We start from the raw sequence: 25,141 nt of genomic DNA, 5'->3' as shown, positions 1-25,141 counted from the left end.
ATGACAGTGATAGTTCTTGTGATATTTTAGTTCACAATGCATTTTCACCTAATAATGATGGGGATAATCAAGTCTTTACTATTGATCGTATAGAAAACTATCCAGAGAATACCGTAGAGATCTACAACCGTTGGGGTGTATTGGTTTTTGAAGTAGAGGGTTATGACAATGCATCGAAAGTGTTTGTCGGAATTTCCGAAGGTCGTGTAACGGTAAACAAAGCCGATGCTTTGCCTAATGGTACCTACTATTATGTGGTAAAATATAAAAAACCACTTAGTGGCGTGATGAAGCAAAAAGCAGGATTTTTATACTTATCACGATAGTTAACTCAAAAAAAAGAAAAAAAAGCCTGAGAGCTTGCTCTCAGGCTAAAAATAAAAGCATATGAAAACAAGATTAACCTCTTTCATTTTATTGTTAGTAGCGGCGGCGAGCTATGGTCAACAAGACGCACAGTTTACCCAATACATGTACAATACCATTAACATCAATCCAGCCTATGCCGGAAGTCGTGGTGCTATGAGTATTTTTGCCTTACACCGTACCCAATGGGTAGGGCTCGATGGTGCACCCACGACCAATGCCGTTTCGATAAATACTCCAATTAGCAATAGCAATTTAGGATTGGGCGTGTCGTTTGTGAATGACAAAATAGGACCAACCAATGAAAATACTATCTCGGCAGATTTATCCTATAGCATTCAAACATCAGCGGATTTCAAATTGTCTTTTGGAATGAAAGCTACGGCTAATCTGTTTAATTTGAACGCGAGTAAATTGAATCCAGTGAACCAAGGCGATGCACAATTTCAAAATTTGCGAAATGTATTTACTCCTAACGTAGGAGCGGGGATTTACTACCATTCCGACAAAGCCTACTTGGGACTTTCGGTTCCAAACTTCATTCAAACCAATCGCTATAATGATAATGAAGTAGCGATTTTCAAAGAAAAAATAAATTACTATTTCATTGGAGGTTATGTTTTTGATTTGTCGAACGATATCAAATTCAAACCCGCTTTTTTAACCAAAGTAGTAGAAGGTTCTCCTTTGCAAGTGGATGTTTCGGCTAACTTTATGTTTGTTGAAAAACTCACGCTTGGAGTGGCTTACCGATGGAGCGCAGCCATGAGTGCTATGGTTGGTTTTCAAGTTAGTGATGGAATGTATATTGGCTACGGTTATGATTTAGAAACGACCAATTTAGAGAATTACAATTCAGGCTCTCATGAGATATTCTTACGCTACGAGATTTTTAAGAACAGTAACAAAATACTAACGCCTCGATTCTTTTAAAAATTGATTATGAAAAATACTATCCTCTTCACAATATTGGCGCTAATTTTTTCTTCATGGAATAGTTATGCTCAAAAAGCCAAAGTTTCTTCGGCCAACAAAAACTACGGTAACTATGCCTATGTAGATGCGATTCAAACCTACGAGCGATTAGCTAACAAAGGGTATCAATCTGCCGAGATGTTCGAGAAATTAGGGAATGCCTATTATTTTAATGCTGATTTTGAGAAAGCAAAAAACCAAACTTCATTCAAACCAATCGCTATAATGATAATGAAGTAGCGATTTTCAAAGAAAAAATAAATTACTATTTCATTGGAGGTTATGTTTTTGATTTGTCGAACGATATCAAATTCAAACCCGCTTTTTTAACCAAAGTAGTAGAAGGTTCGCCTTTGCAAGTGGATGTTTCGGCTAACTTTATGTTTGTTGAAAAACTTACGCTTGGAGTTGCTTACCGATGGAGCGCTGCCATGAGTGCCATGGTTGGTTTTCAAGTTAGCGATGGAATGTATATTGGCTACGGTTATGATTTAGAAACGACCAATTTAGAGAATTACAATTCAGGCTCTCATGAGATATTTTTACGCTACGAGATTTTTAAGAACAGTAACAAAATACTAACGCCTCGATTCTTTTAAAAACTTTACCCTATGAGATTACGACCATCACAAGTCACGGTTCTTATACTCATAGCTCCCATGTTGTTGTGTGGTCAAAACAATCTAGTCCCAACGATCCATTCCGATAAAGAAATTAAGTCGAAAAGGTATGAAGTAACAGAGACCATTCATTCTGGATTTGGAAGTACCAAAGTCATGTATACGGTGAGTAATAAAAACTTGATTAATACTAATGATTTGGGACCCAATAACACTAGAGAAGTTAAAGAAATCATAGTGTACAAGAAAAAAAGTAGAGATCAAGAATCTATTTACAATACAAAAGAAATAAAAGAAGTCGACCAACCAAAAGTAATAAAAGAAGATGTGCTTGTTGTGGATCAACAAATTAATGCTGTAAAAACGATATCCATTGATCCCTTGGATACCTATGAACGAATGGTAGATCAGGGAATACGTTCAGCAGGATTATTGAGTCAACTAGCCGATGCTTATTTTTATAAAAATGAGTATACAAAAGCATCTCAATATTATCTTGAGTTCTTTAAAATTGGCAAAAAGATTAAACCTGAATATTACTTTAGATATGCCATGACCTTAAAGAACATAGGGCAAGAGAAAAGATCTAAAGAATTATTAGCAACATATGAAGCTTTGTTACAAAGCGAAAACAAAAAATAAACACACCCGATTTATACCATTAGATCATGAAAAAAAGAGTACTTTTTTATTTAGTCCTAACCACTGTTTTGAGTAGCGTAAGTTATGCTCAAAAAGCCAAAGTTTCTTCGGCCAACAAAAACTACGGTAACTATGCCTATGTAGATGCGATTCAAACCTACGAGCGATTAGCTAACAAAGGGTATCAATCTGCCGAGATGTTCGAGAAATTAGGGAATGCCTATTATTTTAATGCTGATTTTGAGAAAGCCTCTCAATGGTATGGACAATTGTATGAAATGGCAACAGAATTGGCGCCAGAATACTACTATCGTTATGCACAATCGTTAAAGGCCGTGGGCAAGACCAAAGAAGCAGCGCAAGTTTTATCCAAATTTGAAGCAAAAGCTAGTAACGACAGCCGCGCCAAGCGCTTACAAAACAACACGGATTATTTAGAAGACATCAAAGCCAATGTAGGAATGTATACCATTGCCAATGCGGGTATCAATTCTAAATATTCAGATTATGGCAGTGCAGTTGTGGACAATAAATTGGTTTTTGCTTCAGCTAGAGATACCGGCGGAGTAGGCCAACGCAAACACGCTTGGACCGGAGAACACTTTACCAATTTGTACGCAGCAGCCGTAGATGGTGAACTGGTGCCAACCCTTGCACAACGCTATGATGCGAATGTGAATTCTAAATTTCATGAAGCTACCCCTGTGTTTACCAAAGATGGGAACACCATGTATTTTACCCGAAACAACTATTTGGATGGTAAAAAAGGTAAAGATGCCAATAAGGTTACACTACTTAAAATATACAAAGCCACGCTAGTGAACCAAAGATGGACCAATGTTACCGAATTGCCTTTCAATAGCGATCAATTCAGTACGGCTCACCCAGCGTTGAGTCCTGATGAGCAAACCCTTTATTTTGCTTCAGATAGACCAGGTACTCTTGGACAATCTGATTTGTATAAAGTAGCTATTAATAGCAATGGAACTTTTGGCGAACCGACCAATCTAGGTCCCGAGATCAATACCGAGGGGAGAGAAACGTTTCCTTTTGTGACCAATGACTTTTGGCGAAGTAGAGAATGATGGAGCAGAGGTGAATTCTCCCAAAGATGATTTTTCATATTACCGCGATAGCGAGACCAATAAAGGATTTTTCACCTCGAATCGTGAAGGAGGTATGGGTTCCGATGATATTTATCGCTTTACCAGCAAGAGTCGTTGCCAACAAGTTTTAAAAGGAAAAATCACCGATAGCGATACTGGAGAAGTTTTAGCAGGAGCAGCAGTTACGTTGCTCAACAAGCAATACAAAGTTATTGGTACCACCACCTCAGATGATCAAGGTAATTATACATTTGCCATTGAGTGTCGACGTACCTACAACGTAAGAGCAAGTAAAACCGACTATAAAACCAATGAAAGCAAGATAAAAATCCCAGCCACATCAGGTGAAAGTATGGTGAATTTGGCATTAGAAAGTGCTATATGCAAAGTCGCTATTGGCGATGATTTAGGGAAATGTTTTGGGATCAAAATGATTTATTTTGACTTAGACAAGTCTAATATTCGTAGTGAAGCGGCTTTGGATTTGGCCAAAATACTCGATGTTTTGCAACAAAACCCAACGATGAAATTGGATATTCGTTCCCATACCGATTGCAGACAAACAGCCAAATACAACATGGCTTTATCTGAACGTAGAGCCAAAGCAACAATTGCTTGGTTGGTCTCAAAAGGTATCGACAAATCCAGATTAACCGGACGCGGATACGGAGAATCACAATTGGTAAACGACTGTGGTTGCGAACCAACAAACCAGTCTAACTGCACCGAAGAGCAACATCAAATGAATAGAAGAAGTGAATTTATAGTGACAAGCTTGTAGCTTTTTCAAAACAATAAAAATGCCCTCTGAAATACATCATGAGGGCATTTTTTATGGATTGAATTTTTTATTCATGAACTAAATCGGCAAGTAGTTTTTTATCTCCAACAATCCAAAGAATATCATCTTGTTCAAGTACAATATTCGATTCTGGATTTAATAAACGTTTGCCTCGTTTTTCAATTCCCACTACAAGTCCTTTGGTTTTTTCTCGGAGTTTGGATTCTTTGATACTTTTGCCAATAAAAACATGGTTTTTAAGTTCAATTTGTCGTAGTACAATATCGGGTTCTGAGATTTCTGGAGAAGCTTCAATTTCGTGCTGATCCAAGTATTTTTTGAATTCCTGTACTTGAGCATCGGTGCCAATAACGTTGATTTCGTCGCCAGGAAACAAGCGCTCATTAGCATCAGGAATATGTATGGTAATTTCTCCTCTTTTTATGGAAGCAATATTAATTCCGATACTTTCTCTTAATTGTAAGTTTTTTAAGGTTTCTCCAGCTATATTCGACTCAGCCGCGATATCAAAGATAGCCATGTGTCCGTCCCATGGTGATAAATCGCTTCGGCTTCTTTTGGCGAGACTTATTTCTCTATCATTTAAATTGGATAAAAAATGATTTTCTATTTTGTGATAGTGATGATTTAATCTTTTTTGAAACAGAAAATAAAGGGTAATCGCTACAACAAAAGCCACCAATGCAATTTTCGGAGAAAAGAAAATATTAAGTAAAAAACCAATATAAACCACCGCAATTAGGATTCGTAGCAGGAACAACATTGCCATCGGTCCTCTTGATTTTCGATCTTCTAATAATAGCGTTACTTCAGCAATCGCCACTCTTCTTAGCGATAAAGCCCAAAGAAAAGGAGCTAAAAACAGCAGCGTTATAAGCGCACCCAAAACGGAACCAAAAGGGAAAGTTTTTACCAAAGGTAAAATATAGGAAGACGATAGCAGTATTACAGCTATAATGATAATGGAATGTACAATAATTTGCATTAAATAAGCATTAATTACCGTTTTCCAGTTGTTTACCGTTTTGATGGCTTGCGTACTTGCACTGTATCGTTCGATTCGTTTTAGCCATTTTCGAGGTAATTTTAAGCTTAAATACTCAGAAAACGGACCAGAAAATTTAATCATATAGGGAGTCGTGAATGTAGTAATCGCCGAAACAGCAACGACTATTGGATACAAAAATGAACTCGTAACATTTAAGGTAATTCCCAAGGTGGCTATAATGAATGAAAATTCGCCAATTTGAGACAAACTCATACCAGTTCGTACCGATTCTTTTAAGGGCTGACCTGAAATAAGGGATCCAATGGTTGAACTTATGGATTGTCCAAATATGGTTACTACTGATAAAATAAGTACGGGTATTGCATGTTCTACTAGCGTATTTGGATCTATTAACATTCCGACTGAAACAAAAAATACGGCACCAAATAAATCTTTTACGGGTTTTAGTAGATGTTCAATATGTTCAGCTTGAGTAGTTTCGGCAATGATAGATCCCATAATGAAAGCACCCAAAGCAGGAGAAAATCCAACTTTTGCAGCCAAAATTACCATCATTAAACATAAAGCAATCGAGATGATTAGTAACATTTCGTCGGTTAACAAGTGTTTTGCTTTTTTAAGTACGGTTGGAATGATGAAAATTCCGCTCAAAAACCACAACACTAAAAAGAAAACTAACTTTAATATGGATTGTAATAACTCACCACCAGAAAAATTTTCGCTTACAGCTAAGGTGGACAATAAAACCATCAACAAAATTGCCACAATATCCTGAACAATCAACGAGCCAATTACATTTCCTACGAAGCGTTGTACTTTTACTCCCAATTCGTCAAAACTTTTTAGAATAATGGTAGTAGATGAAATTGATAATATCACTCCGAGAAACAAACAATCCATTCTGGACCATCCCATTAAATCGCCTATGGTATAGCCAAAATAGACCATAAAGCCTATTTGCGTTAGTGCCGTTATCGAGGCGGTTCCGCCAACTTTTATAAGCTTTTTAAAGCTAAATTCAAGTCCTAAACTGAACAACAAAAAGATGATACCAATTTCGGCCCAAACTTCGACACTTTTAATATCTTGAACCGATGGAAAAAAATCAAAGTGATTGCCAGCCAAAAAACCAGCTACTAAATATCCTAATACTAAAGGTTGCTTTAGTTTTTTAAAGATAAGTACTGCTATTCCAGCAGTCAGGAGTATTAAACCCAAATCCGTAATCAATGGTTCTAGATGGGTTGATGCTTCTGCAACTGCACTCATTGTTTTTTATTTTCAAAGTTATACAATCTCTATTTTTGCTAATTTACAAAAATCGTTTTTGAAATCCTGTTTTTGAGCTACAACAAAAAGTTAAAACTAAAAAAAAGCTATCGATTAGGATAGCTTCTTTAGGTAAAAATATTTTTTTGGACGATTAAATCCCAATAAAATTACTTGGTGTGATTTGTAGTAATTCAGCTTTTATAGCATCAGAAACATCTAACGTAGCAATAAATGCATGCATAGAATCTTTAGTAATTGCCTCATTCGTTCTGGTCAAACCTTTTAGCGCTTCATAAGGATTTGGGTAGGCTTCGCGACGTAAAATCGTTTGAATAGCTTCTGCAACTACAGCCCAATTGTTTTCTAAATCTTCGTGGAATTTACTTTCGTTCAATAACAATTTGTTCAATCCTTTCAAAGTCGCTTCAAAAGCAATAAGTGTATGGCCCATTGGCACACCAATATTTCTCAAAACCGTACTGTCTGTTAAATCACGTTGTAGTCTTGACAAAGGTAATTTGGCAGACAAATGCTCAAAAATCGCGTTGGCAATGCCTAAATTTCCTTCAGAGTTTTCAAAATCGATAGGGTTTACTTTATGTGGCATAGCCGAAGAACCAATTTCGCCCGCTTTGATTTTTTGTTTGAAATACTCCATCGAAACATACGTCCAAATGTCACGATCCAAATCGACAATGATAGTGTTGATTCTTTTTAAAGCATCGAAAAATGCAGCGAAATGGTCGTAATGTTCAATCTGAGTCGTTGGAAAAGAGTGGTGTAATCCCAAAATATCTTCCACGAATTTTTTACCAAATTGTCTCCAATCAATTTGTGGATACGCTACATGATGTGCGTTGTAATTTCCAGTAGCACCACCAAATTTTGCCGCAAACGGAATGTTGAACAACAAACGCATTTGTTCTTCCAAACGCTCCACGAAAACCCCAAGCTCTTTTCCTAAGCGAGTAGGAGAGGCAGGCTGTCCGTGCGTACGTGCTAACATAGGAACGTGAGCCCATTCTTGACTTAACTCTTTCAATTTGGCGATTAAACCAATCAAAGATGGCATATATACTTTTTCAAACGCTTCTTTTGTAGAAAGCGGAATAGCCGTGTTGTTGATGTCCTGAGAAGTCAATCCAAAATGAATAAACTCTTTGTGTGCTGAAAGACCCAATTTTTCAAAAGCGTCTTTTATAAAATATTCAACCGCTTTTACGTCGTGATTAGTAACTTTTTCAGTTTCCTTAATCCAAAGCGCATCTTCGGTACTAAAGTTTTTGTAGATGTTGCGTAAACTCTCAAATACATTTGGGTTTACTCCAGTTAATTGTGGTAAAGGTTGTTCGCATAAAGCAATGAAATACTCAATTTCAACCAAAACGCGGTATTTAATCAACGCTTCTTCTGAGAAAAAAGGCGCTAATGCAATTGTTTTATTTCTATATCTTCCGTCAATAGGAGAAATGGCATTCAATTCGTTTAAAGTAGTCATTGTTGTGTTTTTTGTTCGAAAGGCACAAAAATAAGCATAAGTGTTCAGTATTCAGTTTTCAAGACTTAGTTTTTTTTCTCTAAATTCAATAACTTTTGTTGCAATACAAGAATTCCTTCAGTAGCCTTAATTGCAATACAAGTCAGCGGATTTTTTACATTCGAAATCTTGGTCGCTTTGGGGTCAATATAAAAAATAGGAACATTTTTGGGCGCAAAATCCGTCAGTCCCGCCGCAGGATATACTTGCAACGAAGTCCCAATAATCGCGATATAATCCGCTTGTTCTACCAAATCAATCGCAGCTTCTAGCGCAGGAACCGCTTCGCCAAACCATACAATATGTGGGCGCAATTGGTTGCCACTCGCATCACAATCCCCAAGTTGCAAGTCACCTGTCCAATCCAAAACATAGGACTCATTTCGCGTACTTCGTACTTTAAGCAACTCACCGTGCAAGTGTAATACGTTTTGACTTCCCGCACGTTCATGCAAATCATCTACATTTTGTGTGACAATATGAACTTCAAAATCCTGTTCCAAATCCACCAAAACCTGATGCGCCAAATTAGGATGTACTTCCAACAATTGTTTTCTACGTTGATTATAGAAGTCCAAAACCAAGGTCGGATTCTTTCGCCATCCTTCTGGCGTCGCTACCTCCATTACATCGTGCCCTTCCCACAATCCATCGCTATCTCTAAAGGTTTTTATGCCGCTTTCAGCACTTATTCCGGCTCCTGTTAATACCACTAATTTCTTTTTCATATAAGTTATTCTTTAATTTTTATTTGGGCGTGACCACAGCTTCACAAAGGGGCTTATAGCAGTTGTGTTAGGCGCCCCTTTGCGAAGCTGCGGTCGGGCTATCCATACTACTTCGGTAGTTTATTCCTATCCCTCACGCAAAACAACAACTCAAATAAAATCATTTTTTCAATCAATTCCCAATTCCCAATTCCAAAATCCAAAACTCAAATACTATACTTCAACCACTTCTCACTTCTCACTTTTCCCATTTCCCATTTCCCATTTCTTATTTCACTTCTCACTTTTCACTTTTCACTTCCCACTTAAGACCATTCTTTTCTTATTTTTGTCCAAATAAAAAAAACGTTACATGATCGATTTAGACTATCTCCATTTTCTAGAAAATATTTTGACCGATAACCGAAAAGAAAAATTCCTAAAAGTACTTCAAGAAAGAACCAATCACTTTACAGTAGTAGTCGAGGACGTGTTTCAAATGCACAATGCTAGTGCTGTAATGCGTAGTTGTGAAGTTTTTGGAGTACAAAATCTGAACGTAATTGAGCAACGCTATGGTAAAAGTATCGACAAGGAAATTGCCATGGGTGCTCAAAAATGGGTAGATATCAACTCTTTTGATTCGGTAGGGAATTGTATGGATACTTTAAAAAACAAAGGTTACCAAATTATTGCTACCACACCACATACTGATGATTGTTTGTTAGACCATTTTGATATTTCTAAACCTAGTGCTTTTTGTTTTGGTACCGAAAAAGAAGGTTTATCCGAAGAAATCATGCAAAAAGCCGATGGATTTCTCAAAATCCCTATGGTAGGTTTCACCGAAAGTTTGAATATTTCAGTATCCGCAGCAATTATTTTGCAAAATCTAACCAATCGATTACGCAATTCCGATATTCCTTGGCAATTAACCGAAGCCCAAGTTCTCGAAAAACGACTCGATTGGGCACGAAAATCAATCAAAGACATCAAACGCATCGAGGCGCGCTATTTTGAGAAGAATTAGAAATTTATTTCACTAATTAACTTTATGTTTTTAATGTCGGTTGGATCCAATTCGTATAGATAAACACCATTATATCCTATGGCGTAAAGAGAGTTGTTTTTGATAATTAAGTCAAAGCATTTTTTTTCAATTATATTTTCTAAAACAGGTTCGGCTGGGTTTTGAATATTGAAAATTTTAATAACATCATCACACACTAAAAGATAGTTTGTTGAAAAAAGTGTAATTCCTTTGGGTTGTATGAGATTTCGACTATGTATTAGCTTTGGGTTGCTAAGGTTTTTTGTGTCATATACTTGTAAAACATTCACATTATTTCCGCATAATGCATTTGAATTTAAGGTTACAAAGGCATGTGTACTATTAGCAATCACTGGATCACATGCGGTAAAATGTTGTACGCTGGAAAGTTTTGTCGGGTTTTCAGGATTTGTTATGGAATAAATAAACATTCCGTTTCTAGAACCTATATATAAATTGTCTCCAAACGAAAACAAAGTTTCAATATTAAAACCAATTTGAGTTTCATTAACTTTTACTGGTTTTTGAGGATTTATTAATGAAAAAACATTGAGTTTCATCTCATCCACGCAATACAAGTAATTTCCTTTTATTGTAAAAACAGCCAAAGAACCTCCTTGACCAATCTCTGGTGTTGAGTTTGAGTCACTATCAGAACAGCCTATAACAATAAATATAATTAGTAAGGATATTATTTTTTTCATTTATTTCCAGTCTATAATTATTTGATTATTTGTTGGATTTCCGAAGCTTCCATCAGGAGCCCTTTTTTGAGGAAACACATTTTTATTTCTATTGGTTACCAGTAATTTATTGTTGCTCGTATCAAAAGTTGCAGTTACTAAATCTACAGCTTGGTTAATGAAAATGATTTCGTCAATGATTGCCAAATCAGTGGCGCCAGGCGCTTTTATAAAATGGATGAGAGTTGGCTTTTTAGGATTGGAATAATCATAGACGTGAAATCCTTTATTGACATCATTGATAAACATTAAATCTCCTTTAATGTATATTTTTCCAGATTTGATAATAGGTTGTGGATTTTGGAGAGCTATCGATTTTTCAAATGCGATTCTTTCCATTGTAACAGGTTTGTAAACAGGTTCACTAGTATCTCCTCCAGTTGTTGGCCAACAGGAATAAAAAAGGAAAGGAAAAATAAACAGTACTATTTTTTTGCTCATTGTTAAATGTTTTACTAAAGGTAAGAAAATAAATAAACAAGCTTTCGTTGTTTTTTAATTTTCACATTATCAAATAGTTATTTTTCAAAAAAAAACCGCCTCACAGTTGAGGCGGTTTTTAAAACTTATTTTAAAATATTTAGCTTACTAAAACCCAAGTTCCAGCTGCCAATAAGCTTTCAGCTTTTTTGTATTTCATCGTTTCTGTTTTGCCAGTAGCTACTTCTTGAATAGTTACCGTGTCATTACGATTAATTTTAGGCTGGTCGCGAACAATAGTTTCAGTCACTTGGCGGGCTTGTGTTTGTCCTGCCTCACGATTGATACTTTCGCTGTTCTCGATTTCGTCTTTATTCAATTGGTAATCGTCTTTTGGACGTTCTACTTCTTTAGCTTCTTGAATTCTTTGGTTTTCTTGAGCAGGTAAGTCACCTTTAAACAAGAATGAAATCACTTCTTTATTCACATTATCCAACATAGAACGGAATAAGTTGAAGGCTTCTAACTTGTAAATAAGCAATGGGTCTTTTTGTTCGTGAACTGCCAATTGAACCGATTGTTTCAATTCGTCCATTTTACGTAAATGTTTTTTCCAAGCTTCGTCTACAATCGCTAAAGTGATGTTTTTCTCGAAATCAGCTACCAATTGAGTTCCTTCAGAATCGTAAGCTTTTTTCAAATCAGTTACCACATTCAATGATTTGATTCCGTCAGAGAAAGGCACTACAATACGTTCGAATTGATTGTTTGGGTCCTCATATACACTTTTGATAATAGGGAAGGCCTCTCTAGCGCTTCTTGCTGTTTTTTCAGTGTAAAAATCCAAAGTAGCTTTGTACACTTTTCCAGTTAATTCCATTTCATTCAGTTTGGCAAAATCACTTTCGCTTACTGGTGACGTGATAGAGAAGTAACGAATCAATTCAAATTCGAAGTTTTTGAAATCGTTGCTAAGTTTATTGTTTGAAACAATTAATTCGCAAGTATCATACAACATATTGGCAATGTCTAGTTTTAGACGCTCTCCATGTAAAGCATGACGGCGACGTTTGTATACTACCTCACGTTGTGCATTCATAACGTCATCATATTCTAACAAACGTTTACGAACACCAAAGTTGTTTTCTTCTACTTTTTTCTGTGCGCGTTCAATAGATTTGGTCATCATAGAATGTTGAATCACTTCACCTTCTTGTAAGCCCATTCTATCCATTACTTTGGCTACTCTTTCTGAGCCAAACAAACGCATTAAATTGTCTTCTAACGAAACATAGAATTGAGAACTTCCTGGGTCTCCTTGACGACCTGCACGACCACGTAACTGACGGTCCACACGACGTGAATCGTGACGTTCTGTTCCGATAATGGCCAATCCGCCTGCAGCTTTTACTTCTGGTGTCAATTTGATATCCGTTCCACGACCCGCCATATTGGTAGCGATAGTTACCACGCCTGGTTTTCCTGCTTCTTCAACAATTTGAGCCTCTTGTTTGTGCATTTTTGCATTCAATACGTTGTGAGTTACACCTCGCATTTTAAGCATTCTACTCAGTAACTCTGAAATCTCTACGGATGTTGTTCCAATTAATACCGGTCTTCCTGCTTTAGATAATTCGGTAACATCTTCGATAACGGCATTGAATTTTTCACGAGTGGTTTTGTAAATCAAATCGTCTTTGTCAATTCTAGCCATTCCTCTATTGGTAGGAATTTCAACAACGTCTAATTTATAAATTTGCCATAACTCGCCTGCTTCTGTTACGGCTGTTCCGGTCATACCACCTAATTTGTTGTACATTCTGAAGTAGTTTTGCAACGTAACAGTAGCAAAAGTTTGAGTAGCTGCTTCAATTTTTACGTTTTCTTTGGCTTCAATAGCTTGGTGTAATCCATCAGAATAACGACGGCCATCCATGATACGACCGGTTTGCTCATCTACAATAAGAATTTTATTGTCCATGATCACATATTCTACATCTTTTTCGAAAAGAGAATAGGCTTTTAATAATTGTGTCAAAGTATGAATACGCTCGCTTTTTACTCCAAAATCTTGGAACAATTTTTCTTTAGCTTCCGCTTCAGCATCTTTGTCTAGTTTTTGTTTTTCGATGGCGGCAATTTCAGTTCCAATGTCTGGAAGAACGAAAAAGTCTGCATCTGTATCACCAGAAAGGAATTTAATTCCATTATCCGTCAATTCTACTTGATTGTTTTTCTCTTCAATTACAAAATACAAAGCTTCGTCAACAATATGCATTTCGCGATTGTTGTCTTGCATGTATTGGTTTTCGGTTTTTTGAAGCAATTGTTTGATACCTTCTTCACTCAAAAACTTAATCAATGCTTTGTTCTTAGGTAAACTTCTGTAAGCTCTCAATAAATTGAAACCACCGTCTTTGGTGTTACCTTCTTTGATTAATTTTTTAGCTTCTGCCAAAAATCCATTAGCCAATTGACGTTGTAAACTTACAAGGTTTTCAATTTTCGGTTTCAATTCATTAAACTCATGACGGTCTCCTTGTGGAACTGGACCAGAAATAATCAAAGGTGTTCTAGCATCATCAATTAAAACAGAATCCACCTCATCGACTATGGCGTAATTGTGTTTGCGTTGTACCAAGTCTTCTGGCGAATGCGCCATATTATCTCTTAGGTAATCAAAACCAAATTCATTATTAGTTCCGTAAGTAATATCCGCTTCGTATGCTTTTTTTCTTTCTTCAGAATTCGGTTGGTGATTGTCAATACAATCTACCGTCAAACCATGAAATTCGAACAAAGGAGCTTTCCAAGTGCTATCACGTTTTGCTAAGTAATCATTTACCGTTACCAAGTGCACTCCATTTCCTGTCAAAGCATTCAAATACAATGGAAGTGTTGCCACCAACGTTTTTCCTTCACCCGTTTGCATTTCAGAAATTTTCCCTTGGTGCAAGACCATTCCGCCAATCAACTGAACGTCATAGTGAATCATGTCCCAAGTGATTTCTTTACCAGCGGCATTCCATGAATTAGCCCAATTAGCCGTATCGCCCACAATGTTGATGTAGCTTTTGGTAGCTGATAATTCTCTGTCTTTTGGAGTAGCAGTAACGCTAATGGTAGTGTTTTCTTTGAATCGCCTAGCTGTTTCTTTTACTACTGCAAAAGCTTCAGGAAGAATTTCCATTAAAGTTTTTTCAGAAATATCATAAGCTTCTTTTTCTAAAGCATCTATAGCGATATAAATATCTTCTCTTTTGTCGATATCTGAGATGGTTTCTACTTCTGCTTTCAAAGCAGTGATTTTGGCATCTTTCTCGGCTCTAGCTTGTTTGATTTTTTCTTTGAAGAAAGCGGTTTTAGCTCTTAATTCATCGTGTGACAAGGCCTGTAAACTACTCTCAAAAGTTTTGATTTTAGTTAAATAAGGTTGTAATGCTTTAACGTCTTTTTGAGATTTATCGCCTACAAATACTTTTAGTATGCTGTTTATGAAACTCATGATTTATCGGTATTTCTGTTTTATTTTTTGTGTTATTTATAACAAAAAAAAAGCCTCTTTTTGGAGACTTTTTCTTGGGGTTGTTTTTTAATACTCATCCTCGTTCCAAAGATAATCTTCGTCGGTTGGATAGTCTGGCCAAATTTCTTCCATTGATTCATATATCTCGCCTTCGTCTTCTATAGATTGAAGGTTTTCTACTACTTCTAATGGAGCACCAGCTCTAATAGCGTAGTCAATAAGTTCGTCTTTGTTAGCAGGCCATGGTGCATCACTTAAATAAGATGCTAATTCTAATGTCCAATACATATTTTGTCGATTTAATTTGTGCAAAAATAAATTTTTTACGGAATAAAACAAGTAAAAAGTAATTTATTTTTGCGTAAAGTTAAGAACGTTATTTTTAGGAAAAAATTTACTTTCTAGGAATCCATTTTACTTCCTCAGCGTTTAAATCTAGAGTCAACTTTCGTGCCAACACAAAAAGGTAGTCAGAAAGTCGGTTCAAGTACTGAATAGCAATAGGAGCAACGGGTTCATTGTGACTCAAATGCACAGCCAACCGCTCGGCACGTCGACATACGCAACGTGCGATATGACAATATGACACGGTTGTATGTCCGCCAGGTAATACAAAATGGGTCATAGGAGGAAGAAGCGCTTCCATGGTGTCAATTTCAACTTCTAAAAATTCAATATCTTGATCTACAATACCTAGTTTTTTCAATCGTAATTCTCCATTTTTCATGACCTCTTTTTCGGGTGGCGTTGCCAATATCGCTCCAATAGTAAACAAACGATCTTGAATTTCGATGAGTGTGTTTTTGTAGTGATTGTCCATTTCTTGGTCCCGAATTAGGCCAATGTATGAGTTGAGTTCGTCTACAGTGCCGTAGCTCTCGATGCGAGCGTGATCTTTCGGTACACGGGTACCGCCAAATAGGGCTGTGGTTCCGGAGTCACCGGTTTTAGTATATACTTTCATTTTGATGGAATAGTGCTAAATGTATTGAGGATAACAATGTTTGTTAAACGCTGTAAATGTAAAAAAGACTGCCGAAAAGCAGTCTTTTTTTTGGTATTAAATGAATGTTAGAAGCCAAAAATTTCTTCTAACGATACTTTTTTAATTTCTCCTAATTTTTTCATTTCATTCATATCAATCTTATTTTCAGAGGCTACAATCGCATAACTGTAAGGTTTGTTGGCTATGAAGTTGTTGTGAAAAGTTTTGAGGTCAGTCATAGAAATTTGATCTACGGTTGAGAATATTTTTTTTCTTGCATCCTCTTTTAGTCCAAGTTCTTTGGCGGCTAAGTAATTAAAGATGATATTGTCTTGGGTGATTCTTTCGGTTTGAATGTCTTTTTTAACTTGACCTTTGGCTAAATTTAAATTTTCGCTTAATTCAGGTAAGTTGTTCAAAAGTTCATTCATCGCTTTAGAAGCTTCTTTGAATTTGTCAGCTTGACTTCCAACGTAGTTTAAAACTCGGTAGTATTCGTCTTTCTTTTGAGGTTCTACATAATATCCATAGGTGCTATAAGCTAAGGCTTTACTTTCTCGAATAGTTTGAAAAACAATGTCGCCAAAATAGTTGTTAAATACAGTAATGATTGCATTTTTATTAGCATCATAGGTTTCTGTATTTCTTACCCAGCGAGTTTCGGCTTGCACCATATCATAATTAGTAAAAAATACTTGATTTTGAGTTTGAAGTAATGGTTTGAAAACTTTAGCTGCTGGTGTAGCAGTGAATGAAGCAGGAACTTTATGTAGATCTTTTATTTGTTTAACAACAGTAGCTAGAGGTGCTGGTCCATAATAAATAATCGTTTGCTCGTAATTGTTCATGTTTTTCAAAAGACTCATTAATTCCTCAGTAGTTAAGGACTCTAATTCAGAATTACTTAGAACAGCATTGAACTTATTCACTGGACCATAAATAGCATAGTTAGTTAATCCTTGTAAAATAGCATTTTTGTTTGCTTTTAAATCTTTTCTGGATTTTGCTATTCTTGCTTTAAGTGCTATTAAAGCCTTTTCATCTGCTTTTGCATTTGAAATCACTTCTTCATACAATTGAACTGCTTTTTCAAAATTTTCTTGCAACCCTTCAATGCTTACGGTGGTGTATTCTTCGCCACTTGAGATATTGAAACTACAAGCTATTTTATAAAATGCTTTTGAAATTTGTTCAGCAGTCATTGTATCAGTACCTAAAAATTGGATGTATTGAGCAGCTAGTACTTGTTTTAAATTATGTAGGCCTCCAATTTTATAACGATATTTTAACCTAAAAATAGAATTGTCTTTGTTTTGAACATAAAGTACTTCTGCTTTTTCGATTTTTGATTTCTGAATGTCTTTGTTGTAATCCAAAAATACTGGTGTAGAAGCAATGCTTGGAATAGCGTTGACTTGTTTTAAGAACTCAGATTGTTTGTCCGCATTCGTCTCGACAGGAGTAATTTGTGGTTTTTCAATTTTAACTTTGTTTTTGTTTTCGCCTTTTCTTTTGTAAATCACTACATAATTTTCGCCGAAATATTTGTTAGCAAAAGCTACGATGTCTTCTTTTTTTAATTTTGACAAATCGTTTACATAGGCAACTTGATCTCTCCAGTCTAATTCTGAGGTAAAATTGCTCATTAAATTACTTGCGCGATCTCCGTATTTTTCAGTTTCGTAGATTTTACTTTTTTTAATGTTATTGATAATCGAAGGGATTAAATCATCATCAAAGTTTCCTTTCTTTAAATTTTCAATCTCAGCTAAGACTAATGCTTTGGCTTCTTCTAAGGTTTGACCAGTAGTAGGTGCTGCTGATAAATAAAGAACACTATAATCGATCAGGCTGTAGTTGAATGCGCTCGCGCGAAGCATTTTTTGTTTCTTAACTAAATTAAGATCCAATAGACCAGCTTTACCATTGGTAAACACTTGCCCAACTAAATTTGCTAATAAGGCATCTTTATCTTTGTTGCCAGGAAGACGGTAACCGATGGCAAAACTCTCTGCATCAGGACCAACAATTTCAACTGTTATTGGTGCGGTTATTGGTGCTTCTGGTTCAAAAGTGTATTTTTCAATGGCTTTAGGTTGCATATACCCAAAAGCCTTGTCTATTTTTGCAATTACTTCATCCGGATTAAAATCGCCTGACATAATTACTCCCATATTATTGGGTACATAATATTTGTTGAAATACTTTCGGATCTCAATTAGCGAAGGGTTTTTTAAATGCTCAACTGTTCCAATAGTGGTTTGTAAACCATAATTGTGTTTCTTGAATAAGTTGGAAAATAAAGCTTCCGAAACTTTTCGACCATCATTGTCTAGTGTTCTGTTTTTTTCTTCATAAACCGCTTCTAGTTCGGTATGAAAAATTCTTAGAATTGGATTTCTAAAACGTTCCGCCTGTACGGCTAAGTATTTATCCAAAGAACTACTTGGAACATCATCAGTATATACTGTTTGCTCAAAAGAAGTAAAGGCATTCGTTCCTTGTGCGCCCATAGCAGACATCATTTTATCGTACTCATTGGCAATGGAATATTTACTGGCAACTCCCGAAGTTTGATCGATTTTCTTATAGATTTCTTTTCTTTCTACACTGTCTTTGGATTGATTGAATTGCTCATACAAAGCATCAATTTTGTCTAATTCAACTTTTTCTTTAGCCCAATCTAAGGTTCCGTATTTATCTGTTCCTTTAAAAAGCATGTGCTCTAAGTAGTGCGCTAATCCAGTATTGGTAGCGGGATCGGTTTTGCTTCCGGCTTTAATAGCGATGTAAGCTTGGATACGAGGGTCTTTTTTGGTAGGACTCAAAATTACCGTTAACCCATTTTTTAAGGTATAAAAACGGGCTTTGGTAGGGTCGTTGGTTACTGTTTTATAAGTATATCCATTGCTAGTAGTTTCTTTCCATTCTATTTGATCTTGCGCAACCGTTGAGGCTACGCTGCATAAAATGAATAAGGAAAAAAGGGCTTTTTGTAACATAGTTTATGGTTTTTGGGTTAGTGGCTTTTTTAATAGTTTAATCGGTGAACTGTTTAATTATTCAATCTTTTAATCATTTAGTGGTGTCGGTTTCGATTAATCCGTCTCGTAAACGGATCACGCGGTGCGCGTAGGCAGCAATATCTTCCTCGTGCGTTACTAAAATTACGGTATTGCCTTGGGCGTGAATGTCTCCAAACAATTTCATAATTTCTACTGATGTTTTACTGTCTAAGTTTCCTGTGGGCTCATCGGCTAAAATAATCGATGGTTTATTGACTAAGGCTCTAGCAATGGCTACACGCTGACGTTGACCTCCCGAAAGTTGGTTAGGTTGATGATCCATGCGGTCGCCAAGATTCACTTGGTTCAATACTTCGGTGGCTCTTGTGGTGCGTTCCGTTTTTGAATGTCCTGCATAAATCATTGGTAAAGCTACATTGTCTAGTGCGGTTGTTCTTGGCAAAAGGTTAAAAGTTTGAAACACAAAGCCAATTTCTTTGTTTCTAATTTCGGCCAATTCATCATCCTTCATTTTACTGACATCTTTGCCGTTCAAAATGTAAGTTCCAGAAGTTGGGGTGTCTAAGCAACCCAAAAGATTCATCAAAGTTGATTTTCCTGATCCCGAAGGTCCCATTAAGGCCACGTATTCGCCTTTGTTTATTTCTAAATCAATGCCTTTTAATACATAAACCGTTTCGTTGCCTAGTTGAAAATTTCGCTTAATGTTGGTGATTTTTATAAGTGGTTCTGTCATTAGAAAGTATGTTAGAATGAGTGACTTTTATTTTTCCCTAAATGTAAAAGGTATTTTTGAAAGTATAAGTATCCAAAAGCTGATTTTTGTTACACCATCGTTTTGCATCTTGCAGACGTGGCTGATTGAGGGAACCAAAACTTTCGGTTAAACGCTGACTTTGCAAGTATAAAACCAACTTTTAAGTAAGCTCAAAAACCAACGTTTCTGAAAAGTGCTATTTCTGTTTTAGTAACCACTTTATTAATTTCTCATTATCCACAATACTCCAAGCATGAGGATGTCTTCTATTGTCAGGTTTTCTGTAACCTTTATTTTGTGTTGTTATTAATTCTGCACTTTGATTTCCAAGTTTATTTAGTTCATTAATCATAGCGGAGCATTCTGTCGCATTCATACTCGTAAAGTCTGTACCACGTTCTTTCATCCACCAATTTATGTCAGGTTCTGTGTAAATTCTCAAAGGTATTTTTGTCAATTTTTTAATTGCTTCTTGAGTTGTGTCTGAAAATGAGTAAGGCGAAATATTATAGTATTCAGTTAGTTTCGTTGTTGGACTTCCTCCAGTTTCTTTTTCAAGTCTTTCTATCATATAAACATTCTCTTGATTGGCTGAGTTATCTTTTGAAAGTCTAATTTCTCTTTTTGCGGAATTATAAAATCTTTCAAAGTCTAGTGGTGGGTCAATCGCAAAAACTGCTGTTGGTTTAATTTCTGCGTTTTCAGTATATTTAAGAACACAACTACCACCAATTGAAAATCCACCGACATAAAATTTCTGGTCAATCAGTTTGTGTTTAGAGGTTACATCTTCAAGAATTTTTTCAAAAGTTTGTTGGCTTAAATTGTCTACACCAAAAGATAAAACTCCATCTTGAAAGGTTGGTATAATTGTTAAAATTCCGTTTAATGCTAGTTTATTGGGTAAGTCAGTTTGTTGTAAAACGTTTTCGGCTGTTTCACCAAAACCTGGAATTAGAAAAATATATCCAGTCCAAGGAAGTTTTGGCGGATAAATTATTGTATAACAATTTTTTGTTTTATCGGTTTCGTCAAGAAAAACTTTCTCAATTTTTGGGATAAAGACTTTCTGTCCATTACAATTGATAGAAAATAATGAAAAAGCCAAAATTATCAAAATAAGTCTATTCATAATTGTCTGTGCTTTTTTTGTTTCGATGTGCCACTCTTAGAGGTAACTAATAACTTATTGACTTACAAAATCTATTTAATGATATTGTAAACAGTGGTAATTCTTTGTAAAATGGCATCAAAATCAATTTTTAAATCTTTCAATTCCCCTGTTTTTAAATCAAATACCCATCCATAGACCACTAATTTTCGCTCCAGATTGGCTTGCTGTATTTCGGCCATTTTTATAATATTAATGCATTGTTCTTGTACATTAAGTTCGACTAATCTTCGGTTTCTGGCTTCTTCATTAGGTATGGCTTCGAGTTCTTTAAAATGCAATCGATACACGTCTCTAATGTTTCTCAACCACGGATTTAATAAGCCCAAATCCGACTGTTGCATTGCGGCAGCAATTCCTCCGCAACCATAATGGCCACACACAATAATGTGTTTTACCTTCAAATGATTTACAGCATAATTAATCACTGACATGGAGTTCAAATCGTTGTTAGGTACCAAATTGGCAATGTTGCGATGCACAAAAACTTCTCCTGGGCGCAAACCCATCAGTTCTTCTGCCGTTACTCGACTATCGGAACATCCAATATATAAAAATTCGGGTGTTTGTTTTTTAGCTAAATTTTCAAAAAAGTCAGGATCATCTTTCATGTGTTTTTGGATCCATTCTTTGTTATTTTTAAAAAGTTGTTCAATCTTCATGCTCTTCTTTTTTATTTAGATCGTGATTAGATGTCGGCTGCTCACTTCGTTTCTTGTTTAAACCAAAGGTGTTGGTTTACATTTATATCCTAATTACAAAATGCTCTTTGGCTTGTTCTTTTCTAAAAAAAACCAAACCCCATTGATGCGTATCAATAGTTACTGTTACTTTAGGATGATTTTGTATCATTGCCCAAGCCTCTTGCATCTCTTTTGACCAATGAATGTCGTCAAAAATCCAAACCGTTTCATTGTGAGTCGTAGGTAGTAATTGCTCAAAATACCTTACAGTTGCTTCTTTGGCATGATTTCCGTCAAAATAAATCAAATCATATTTTTTGGCAGCCAATTGGTCTTCCTGTAAAAAATCCTCAAATCGAGTAGTTATCGCTTCAATCTGATGGAAATGGAAATTTTTGAACAGGTTTTTGGCTATTTTTCCCGTTTCAGGACAACCTTCAAGCGTTGTAATTTGGGCTTTTTTGTTTCCCAACACCATTGAAGCGGTTGCTAAACCCACGGATGTTCCTAGTTCTAAAATCGAGTTGGGCTCAAAGTAACGGGTAATTCGATACAGTAATTGCGCTCGTTTTTTCGAAATCCCAGCCGTTGCCGCAATTTGCGCAATGCTCCGATTAGCAGATTTAAAAACTCTTGATCCCGCGCCGAAATCCGTCACTTCAATCGCGTTTTTATCGGCCAAAAGGGACGATCTGTATTGGTTTAAAACGGCATAATCAGCATGTTTTGCTTTGTCATAAAAGCATTGCGTGACCAAAGTAAACACAAAAGGCGAATGTACCCCGTGTTCATTTTTGGAGAGCCATAGAAAGTGTAGGTACGATTTGAGTTGAAAAAACATACTATTGGTTTTTTTTGAAGCAACCCACAAAAGGCTTATTTACTAGCAAAGTCCCGCTATCCGCTATATCTTTGCTTTGAAAAAAAAGCAAAGGATGCCGCTGCTATCGGGGCTATAGACGAAGCTTGGGTGCTTTTTTATTTTTCATTATTAAGTATCCGTAAAAACAACAACACTACTGCTGAAGTTGATAAAAAAAAATAAGCCATAACAAAAAAGTAGTATGGCTTATTTATAAATGTTGTCTCCAAATTAATTAATCGAAAGTAATTTTACGTCAAAAATCAAAACGGATCCACCCGGAATTGGACCGTATCCAAAACTGCCATATCCTAAATGTGCAGGAACAAACAGTTGTCCGCTTCCACCTGTTTTAAAATAAGGGATGCCTTCTGTCCATCCTTTAATTACTTGATTTAATCCAAAAGTTGCGCCTTCGTCTTTGCTCTTGTCAAATTCTTTTCCGTCAGTAAAATATCCTTTATAAATTACCGTAACATTAGAAGTGGCTTTAGGATGTTCTCCCGTGCCTTCTTCATTGATGATATAATATAGGCCTGATGAAGTGCGTTCGGCCTTTAGGTTGTTTTTGGTCAAATAATCTTTAATTTCTTGTTCGTTTTGTGCGCTGTAATCAATAGCTTCTGTTTTATCCAAGCTGCAAGAAACAAATAAGGTTAGGAGCATAAATGCTGATGCTAATTTTTTCATTTTTACTGTAATTTTTAATAGTCGCTAAAATAAGCATTCATTATTTTAAGCAAGAATCTTTAAGAAAATTTTAAAAGTGTTATCCTTCTAATTTGGCCGAAAGTTCAAACCAACGCTCTTCTTTGGTTTCGATTTTCTGAATAATGACTTCTAATTCTTTCGCTTTTTTCTCAATTTCAACCACTTGGCCATCGGCAAAAAGCTGCTCTATTTTTGCTTTTTCCAGTTCCAAATCTTTGATCTCTTTTTCTATTTTTTGAAATTCTTTTTGCTCGTTAAAAGTCAGGTTACCTGTTGGATTGTTTTGTTTCCAATCTTTTTTCTCGGCTTTGTTTTCTTCTTTTTGTGCCACATCAGCGCTGTCTTCATAGGCTCTAAAATCAGAGTAATTTCCGGGAAAGTTTTCAATTTCGCCTTGTCCTCTAAATACAAATAAATTGTCGACAATCTTATCCATAAAATAACGATCGTGCGACACCACCATCAAACATCCAGGATAATCTAGCAGAAAACTCTCGAGCACATTCAAGGTTACAATATCCAAATCATTGGTAGGTTCATCTAGAATCAAAAAGTTAGGATTCTGTATCAAAACGGTACACAAATACAAACGCTTCAATTCGCCACCACTTAATTTTTCTACAAAATCATATTGCTTTTTGGCATCAAACAGAAAGCGCTCTAGCAATTGCGAAGCCGAAATAATGCGCCCTTTGCTTAGTGGAATGTATTCTCCGTATTCCTTAATAATATCTATAACCCTTTGATTGGGTTTCGGATTGATACCTGATTGCGTGTAATACCCAATTTTGATCGTGTCACCCACAATTACTTTTCCGCTATCCAGAGGTAAAGTGCCCGTTAGAACGTTCAAAAAAGTAGATTTTCCTGTCCCGTTTTTTCCAATAATCCCGATGCGTTCACCACGTTGAAAATCAAAACTAAAGTTATCCAAAATCACATGATCCTTAAATTTTTTCGAGATTTTGTGCAGCTCAATGATCTTGCTGCCCATGCGCTCCATGTTGATTTCGAGCTCTACTTTGTTCTCGCGACGGCGACTTTGAGCTTTTTCCTTAATCACATAAAAATCATCTTGACGCGATTTCGACTTGGTGGTGCGGGCTTTAGGTTGTCTGCGCATCCATTCCAATTCTTTAACAAACAAGTTTTGGGCTTTGTCCACACTAGCGTTTTCAGAGGCAATACGCTCTTCTTTTTTCTCTAAATAATAGGAATAATTGCCTTTGTATTGGTGTAATTTCCCGTTGTCTAATTCTATAATTTCGTTGCACACACGCTCCAAAAAGAAACGGTCGTGCGTCACCATAAACAACGTAATGTTTTCTTTGGCAAAATAACTTTCCAACCATTCAATCATTTCTAAATCCAAGTGGTTGGTAGGCTCATCCAAAATCAATAAGTCTGGACGATTGATCAAAATGATAGCTAAAGACAATCTTTTTTTCTGTCCACCTGACAAATTTTTAACCTTCAGCTTAAAGTCTTCTAACTTTAATTTGAACAAAATCTGCTTAAACTGCGTTTCAAAATCCCAAGCATTGTATTGATCCATTTGATCAAACGCTTTTTGGTAGGCTTCTTCGTCTTCGGGATTTTCCAACGCTTTTTCGTAGCGTTCAATCACTTTCAAAATTTCATTATCCGAAGCGAAAATACTTTCCTCAATCGTCAATTCGTCTTGCAAATTATGATCTTGCGACAAAAAAGCCATTTTAATGTCTTTACGAATCACCACTTGTCCCGTATCGGGTTCGTCTTCGCCGTTAATAATTTTCATGATGCAGGTTTTTCCTGAACCATTTTTGGCAATAAAGGCAATTTTTTGGTCTTTATTAATCCCAAACGAAAGGTTTTCAAAAAGGGTTCTTTCTCCAAAAGACTTAGAGATATTTTCGACAGATAAGTAATTCACTTGATAAGGTATGAGTTATGAGTTATGGGTTAGGATTGGTTTAAGAATCGTAACATTTGGCAAAAGTAAGCTATTCTATAGCCATTTGCGAATTATTTCTGAAAGGGTTAAGGTTGTTTTTAGGAACATCGGCAAAAGGCATTGTCAGGAAACATGGGTCCCGCTGTCGTTAAGTTAAAGATTAAACGAGGAAATGATTGCTGATTTTTGATTAATGATTTTTGATTGCTGATGTAAAAAATACTGAAAATCATT

20 protein-coding genes and 2 pseudogenes are annotated in these 25,141 nt (G+C 36.0%); 7 read left to right on the top strand and 15 right to left on the bottom strand.

Features of this window, described 5'->3' with window-relative positions:
- The 6 genes and pseudogenes from AO58_RS16890 to AO58_RS18435 all read left to right on the top strand — a co-directional run.
- A partial coding sequence (locus AO58_RS16890) for a T9SS type B sorting domain-containing protein (RefSeq protein WP_035717264.1) occupies positions 1-326 on the top strand: 326 nt, incomplete at its 5' end.
- 61 nt (positions 327-387) lie between these two features.
- A complete protein-coding gene (locus tag AO58_RS0103035) occupies positions 388-1,299 on the top strand; it encodes a PorP/SprF family type IX secretion system membrane protein (RefSeq protein WP_024980289.1) in 912 nt (303 codons plus the stop codon).
- Between the two features lie 9 nt (positions 1,300-1,308).
- Positions 1,309-1,581, top strand: coding sequence for a hypothetical protein (locus AO58_RS17930; RefSeq protein ID WP_024980288.1), 273 nt, complete (start codon positions 1,309-1,311; stop codon positions 1,579-1,581).
- Positions 1,539-1,940: pseudogene (locus AO58_RS17925) on the top strand (PorP/SprF family type IX secretion system membrane protein); the annotation flags it as partial. The gene AO58_RS17930 and the pseudogene AO58_RS17925, both read left to right, overlap by 43 nt.
- Positions 1,941-1,952: 12 nt before the next feature.
- Positions 1,953-2,603: a tetratricopeptide repeat protein gene (locus AO58_RS0103020; protein WP_155959405.1), complete on the top strand. Its 651-nt coding sequence runs from the start codon at positions 1,953-1,955 to the stop codon at positions 2,601-2,603.
- A 26-nt stretch (positions 2,604-2,629) separates the two neighbouring features.
- Positions 2,630-4,490: pseudogene (locus tag AO58_RS18435) on the top strand (OmpA family protein).
- Positions 4,491-4,557: 67 nt separating this feature from the next.
- Here the strand turns inward: AO58_RS18435 and AO58_RS0103010 are convergent.
- From AO58_RS0103010 to AO58_RS0103000, 3 genes are all read right to left on the bottom strand, one after another.
- Positions 4,558-6,789: a cation:proton antiporter domain-containing protein gene (locus tag AO58_RS0103010; protein ID WP_024980285.1), complete on the bottom strand. Its 2,232-nt coding sequence runs from the start codon at positions 6,787-6,789 to the stop codon at positions 4,558-4,560.
- Positions 6,790-6,943: 154 nt separating this feature from the next.
- On the bottom strand, positions 6,944-8,290 hold the full coding sequence (gene purB, locus AO58_RS0103005) for an adenylosuccinate lyase (RefSeq protein ID WP_024980284.1): 1,347 nt from the start codon (positions 8,288-8,290) through the stop codon (positions 6,944-6,946).
- 65 nt (positions 8,291-8,355) lie between these two features.
- Positions 8,356-9,057, bottom strand: a complete 702-nt coding sequence (locus tag AO58_RS0103000) for an SIR2 family NAD-dependent protein deacylase (protein WP_024980283.1) — start codon at positions 9,055-9,057, stop codon at positions 8,356-8,358.
- 352 nt (positions 9,058-9,409) lie between these two features.
- On the opposite strand from AO58_RS0103000, the gene AO58_RS0102995 reads away from it, so the two are divergent.
- Positions 9,410-10,066 carry a TrmH family RNA methyltransferase gene (locus tag AO58_RS0102995; protein ID WP_024980282.1) on the top strand — a complete coding sequence of 219 codons (657 nt, stop codon included), beginning with the start codon at positions 9,410-9,412 and terminating at the stop codon, positions 10,064-10,066.
- Here AO58_RS0102995 and AO58_RS0102990 read toward each other — a convergent pair.
- The 12 genes from AO58_RS0102990 to AO58_RS0102935 all read right to left on the bottom strand — a co-directional run bounded on the left by AO58_RS0102990 (position 10,063) and on the right by AO58_RS0102935 (position 24,886).
- Complete coding sequence (locus AO58_RS0102990) at positions 10,063-10,791, bottom strand: LVIVD repeat-containing protein (RefSeq protein WP_024980281.1); 729 nt, start codon at positions 10,789-10,791, stop codon at positions 10,063-10,065. The two genes, AO58_RS0102995 and AO58_RS0102990, sit on opposite strands and share 4 nt — an antisense overlap.
- Entirely contained in the window at positions 10,792-11,271 is a 480-nt protein-coding gene (locus AO58_RS0102985) for a hypothetical protein (RefSeq protein WP_024980280.1), read from the bottom strand.
- A 139-nt stretch (positions 11,272-11,410) separates the two neighbouring features.
- On the bottom strand, positions 11,411-14,755 hold the full coding sequence (gene secA / locus AO58_RS0102980; RefSeq protein ID WP_024980279.1) for a preprotein translocase subunit SecA: 3,345 nt from the start codon (positions 14,753-14,755) through the stop codon (positions 11,411-11,413).
- A gap of 87 nt (positions 14,756-14,842) precedes the next feature.
- Positions 14,843-15,064, bottom strand: coding sequence for a DUF2795 domain-containing protein (locus AO58_RS0102975; RefSeq protein WP_007138072.1), 222 nt, complete (start codon positions 15,062-15,064; stop codon positions 14,843-14,845).
- A gap of 106 nt (positions 15,065-15,170) precedes the next feature.
- Positions 15,171-15,740 (bottom strand): cob(I)yrinic acid a,c-diamide adenosyltransferase, encoded by a 570-nt coding sequence (locus AO58_RS0102970; protein WP_024980278.1) that lies wholly within the window; start codon positions 15,738-15,740, stop codon positions 15,171-15,173.
- Positions 15,741-15,847: 107 nt separating this feature from the next.
- Positions 15,848-18,763, bottom strand: a complete 2,916-nt coding sequence (locus AO58_RS0102965) for a M16 family metallopeptidase (RefSeq protein WP_024980277.1) — start codon at positions 18,761-18,763, stop codon at positions 15,848-15,850.
- Positions 18,764-18,836: 73 nt separating this feature from the next.
- Entirely contained in the window at positions 18,837-19,523 is a 687-nt protein-coding gene (locus tag AO58_RS0102960) for an ABC transporter ATP-binding protein (protein WP_024980276.1), read from the bottom strand.
- Between the two features lie 217 nt (positions 19,524-19,740).
- Entirely contained in the window at positions 19,741-20,676 is a 936-nt protein-coding gene (locus tag AO58_RS0102955; RefSeq protein ID WP_244530685.1) for an alpha/beta hydrolase, read from the bottom strand.
- Between the two features lie 71 nt (positions 20,677-20,747).
- A complete protein-coding gene (locus AO58_RS0102950) occupies positions 20,748-21,377 on the bottom strand; it encodes a carbonic anhydrase (protein ID WP_024980274.1) in 630 nt (209 codons plus the stop codon).
- An 82-nt stretch (positions 21,378-21,459) separates the two neighbouring features.
- Positions 21,460-22,239, bottom strand: a complete 780-nt coding sequence (locus tag AO58_RS0102945) for an O-methyltransferase (RefSeq protein ID WP_024980273.1) — start codon at positions 22,237-22,239, stop codon at positions 21,460-21,462.
- 252 nt (positions 22,240-22,491) lie between these two features.
- A complete protein-coding gene (locus AO58_RS0102940) occupies positions 22,492-22,950 on the bottom strand; it encodes an FKBP-type peptidyl-prolyl cis-trans isomerase (RefSeq protein WP_024980272.1) in 459 nt (152 codons plus the stop codon).
- Between the two features lie 79 nt (positions 22,951-23,029).
- Positions 23,030-24,886 carry an ABC-F family ATP-binding cassette domain-containing protein gene (locus AO58_RS0102935; RefSeq protein ID WP_024980271.1) on the bottom strand — a complete coding sequence of 619 codons (1,857 nt, stop codon included), beginning with the start codon at positions 24,884-24,886 and terminating at the stop codon, positions 23,030-23,032.
- Between the last annotated feature and the right edge of the window lie 255 nt (positions 24,887-25,141).

This window comes from Flavobacterium succinicans LMG 10402 (genome assembly GCF_000611675.1).
Classification (GTDB): Bacteria; Bacteroidota; Bacteroidia; order Flavobacteriales; family Flavobacteriaceae; genus Flavobacterium; species Flavobacterium succinicans.
Note: the sequence above shows the minus strand (reverse complement) of the source record. Positions and strands in the feature narration are given on the sequence as shown.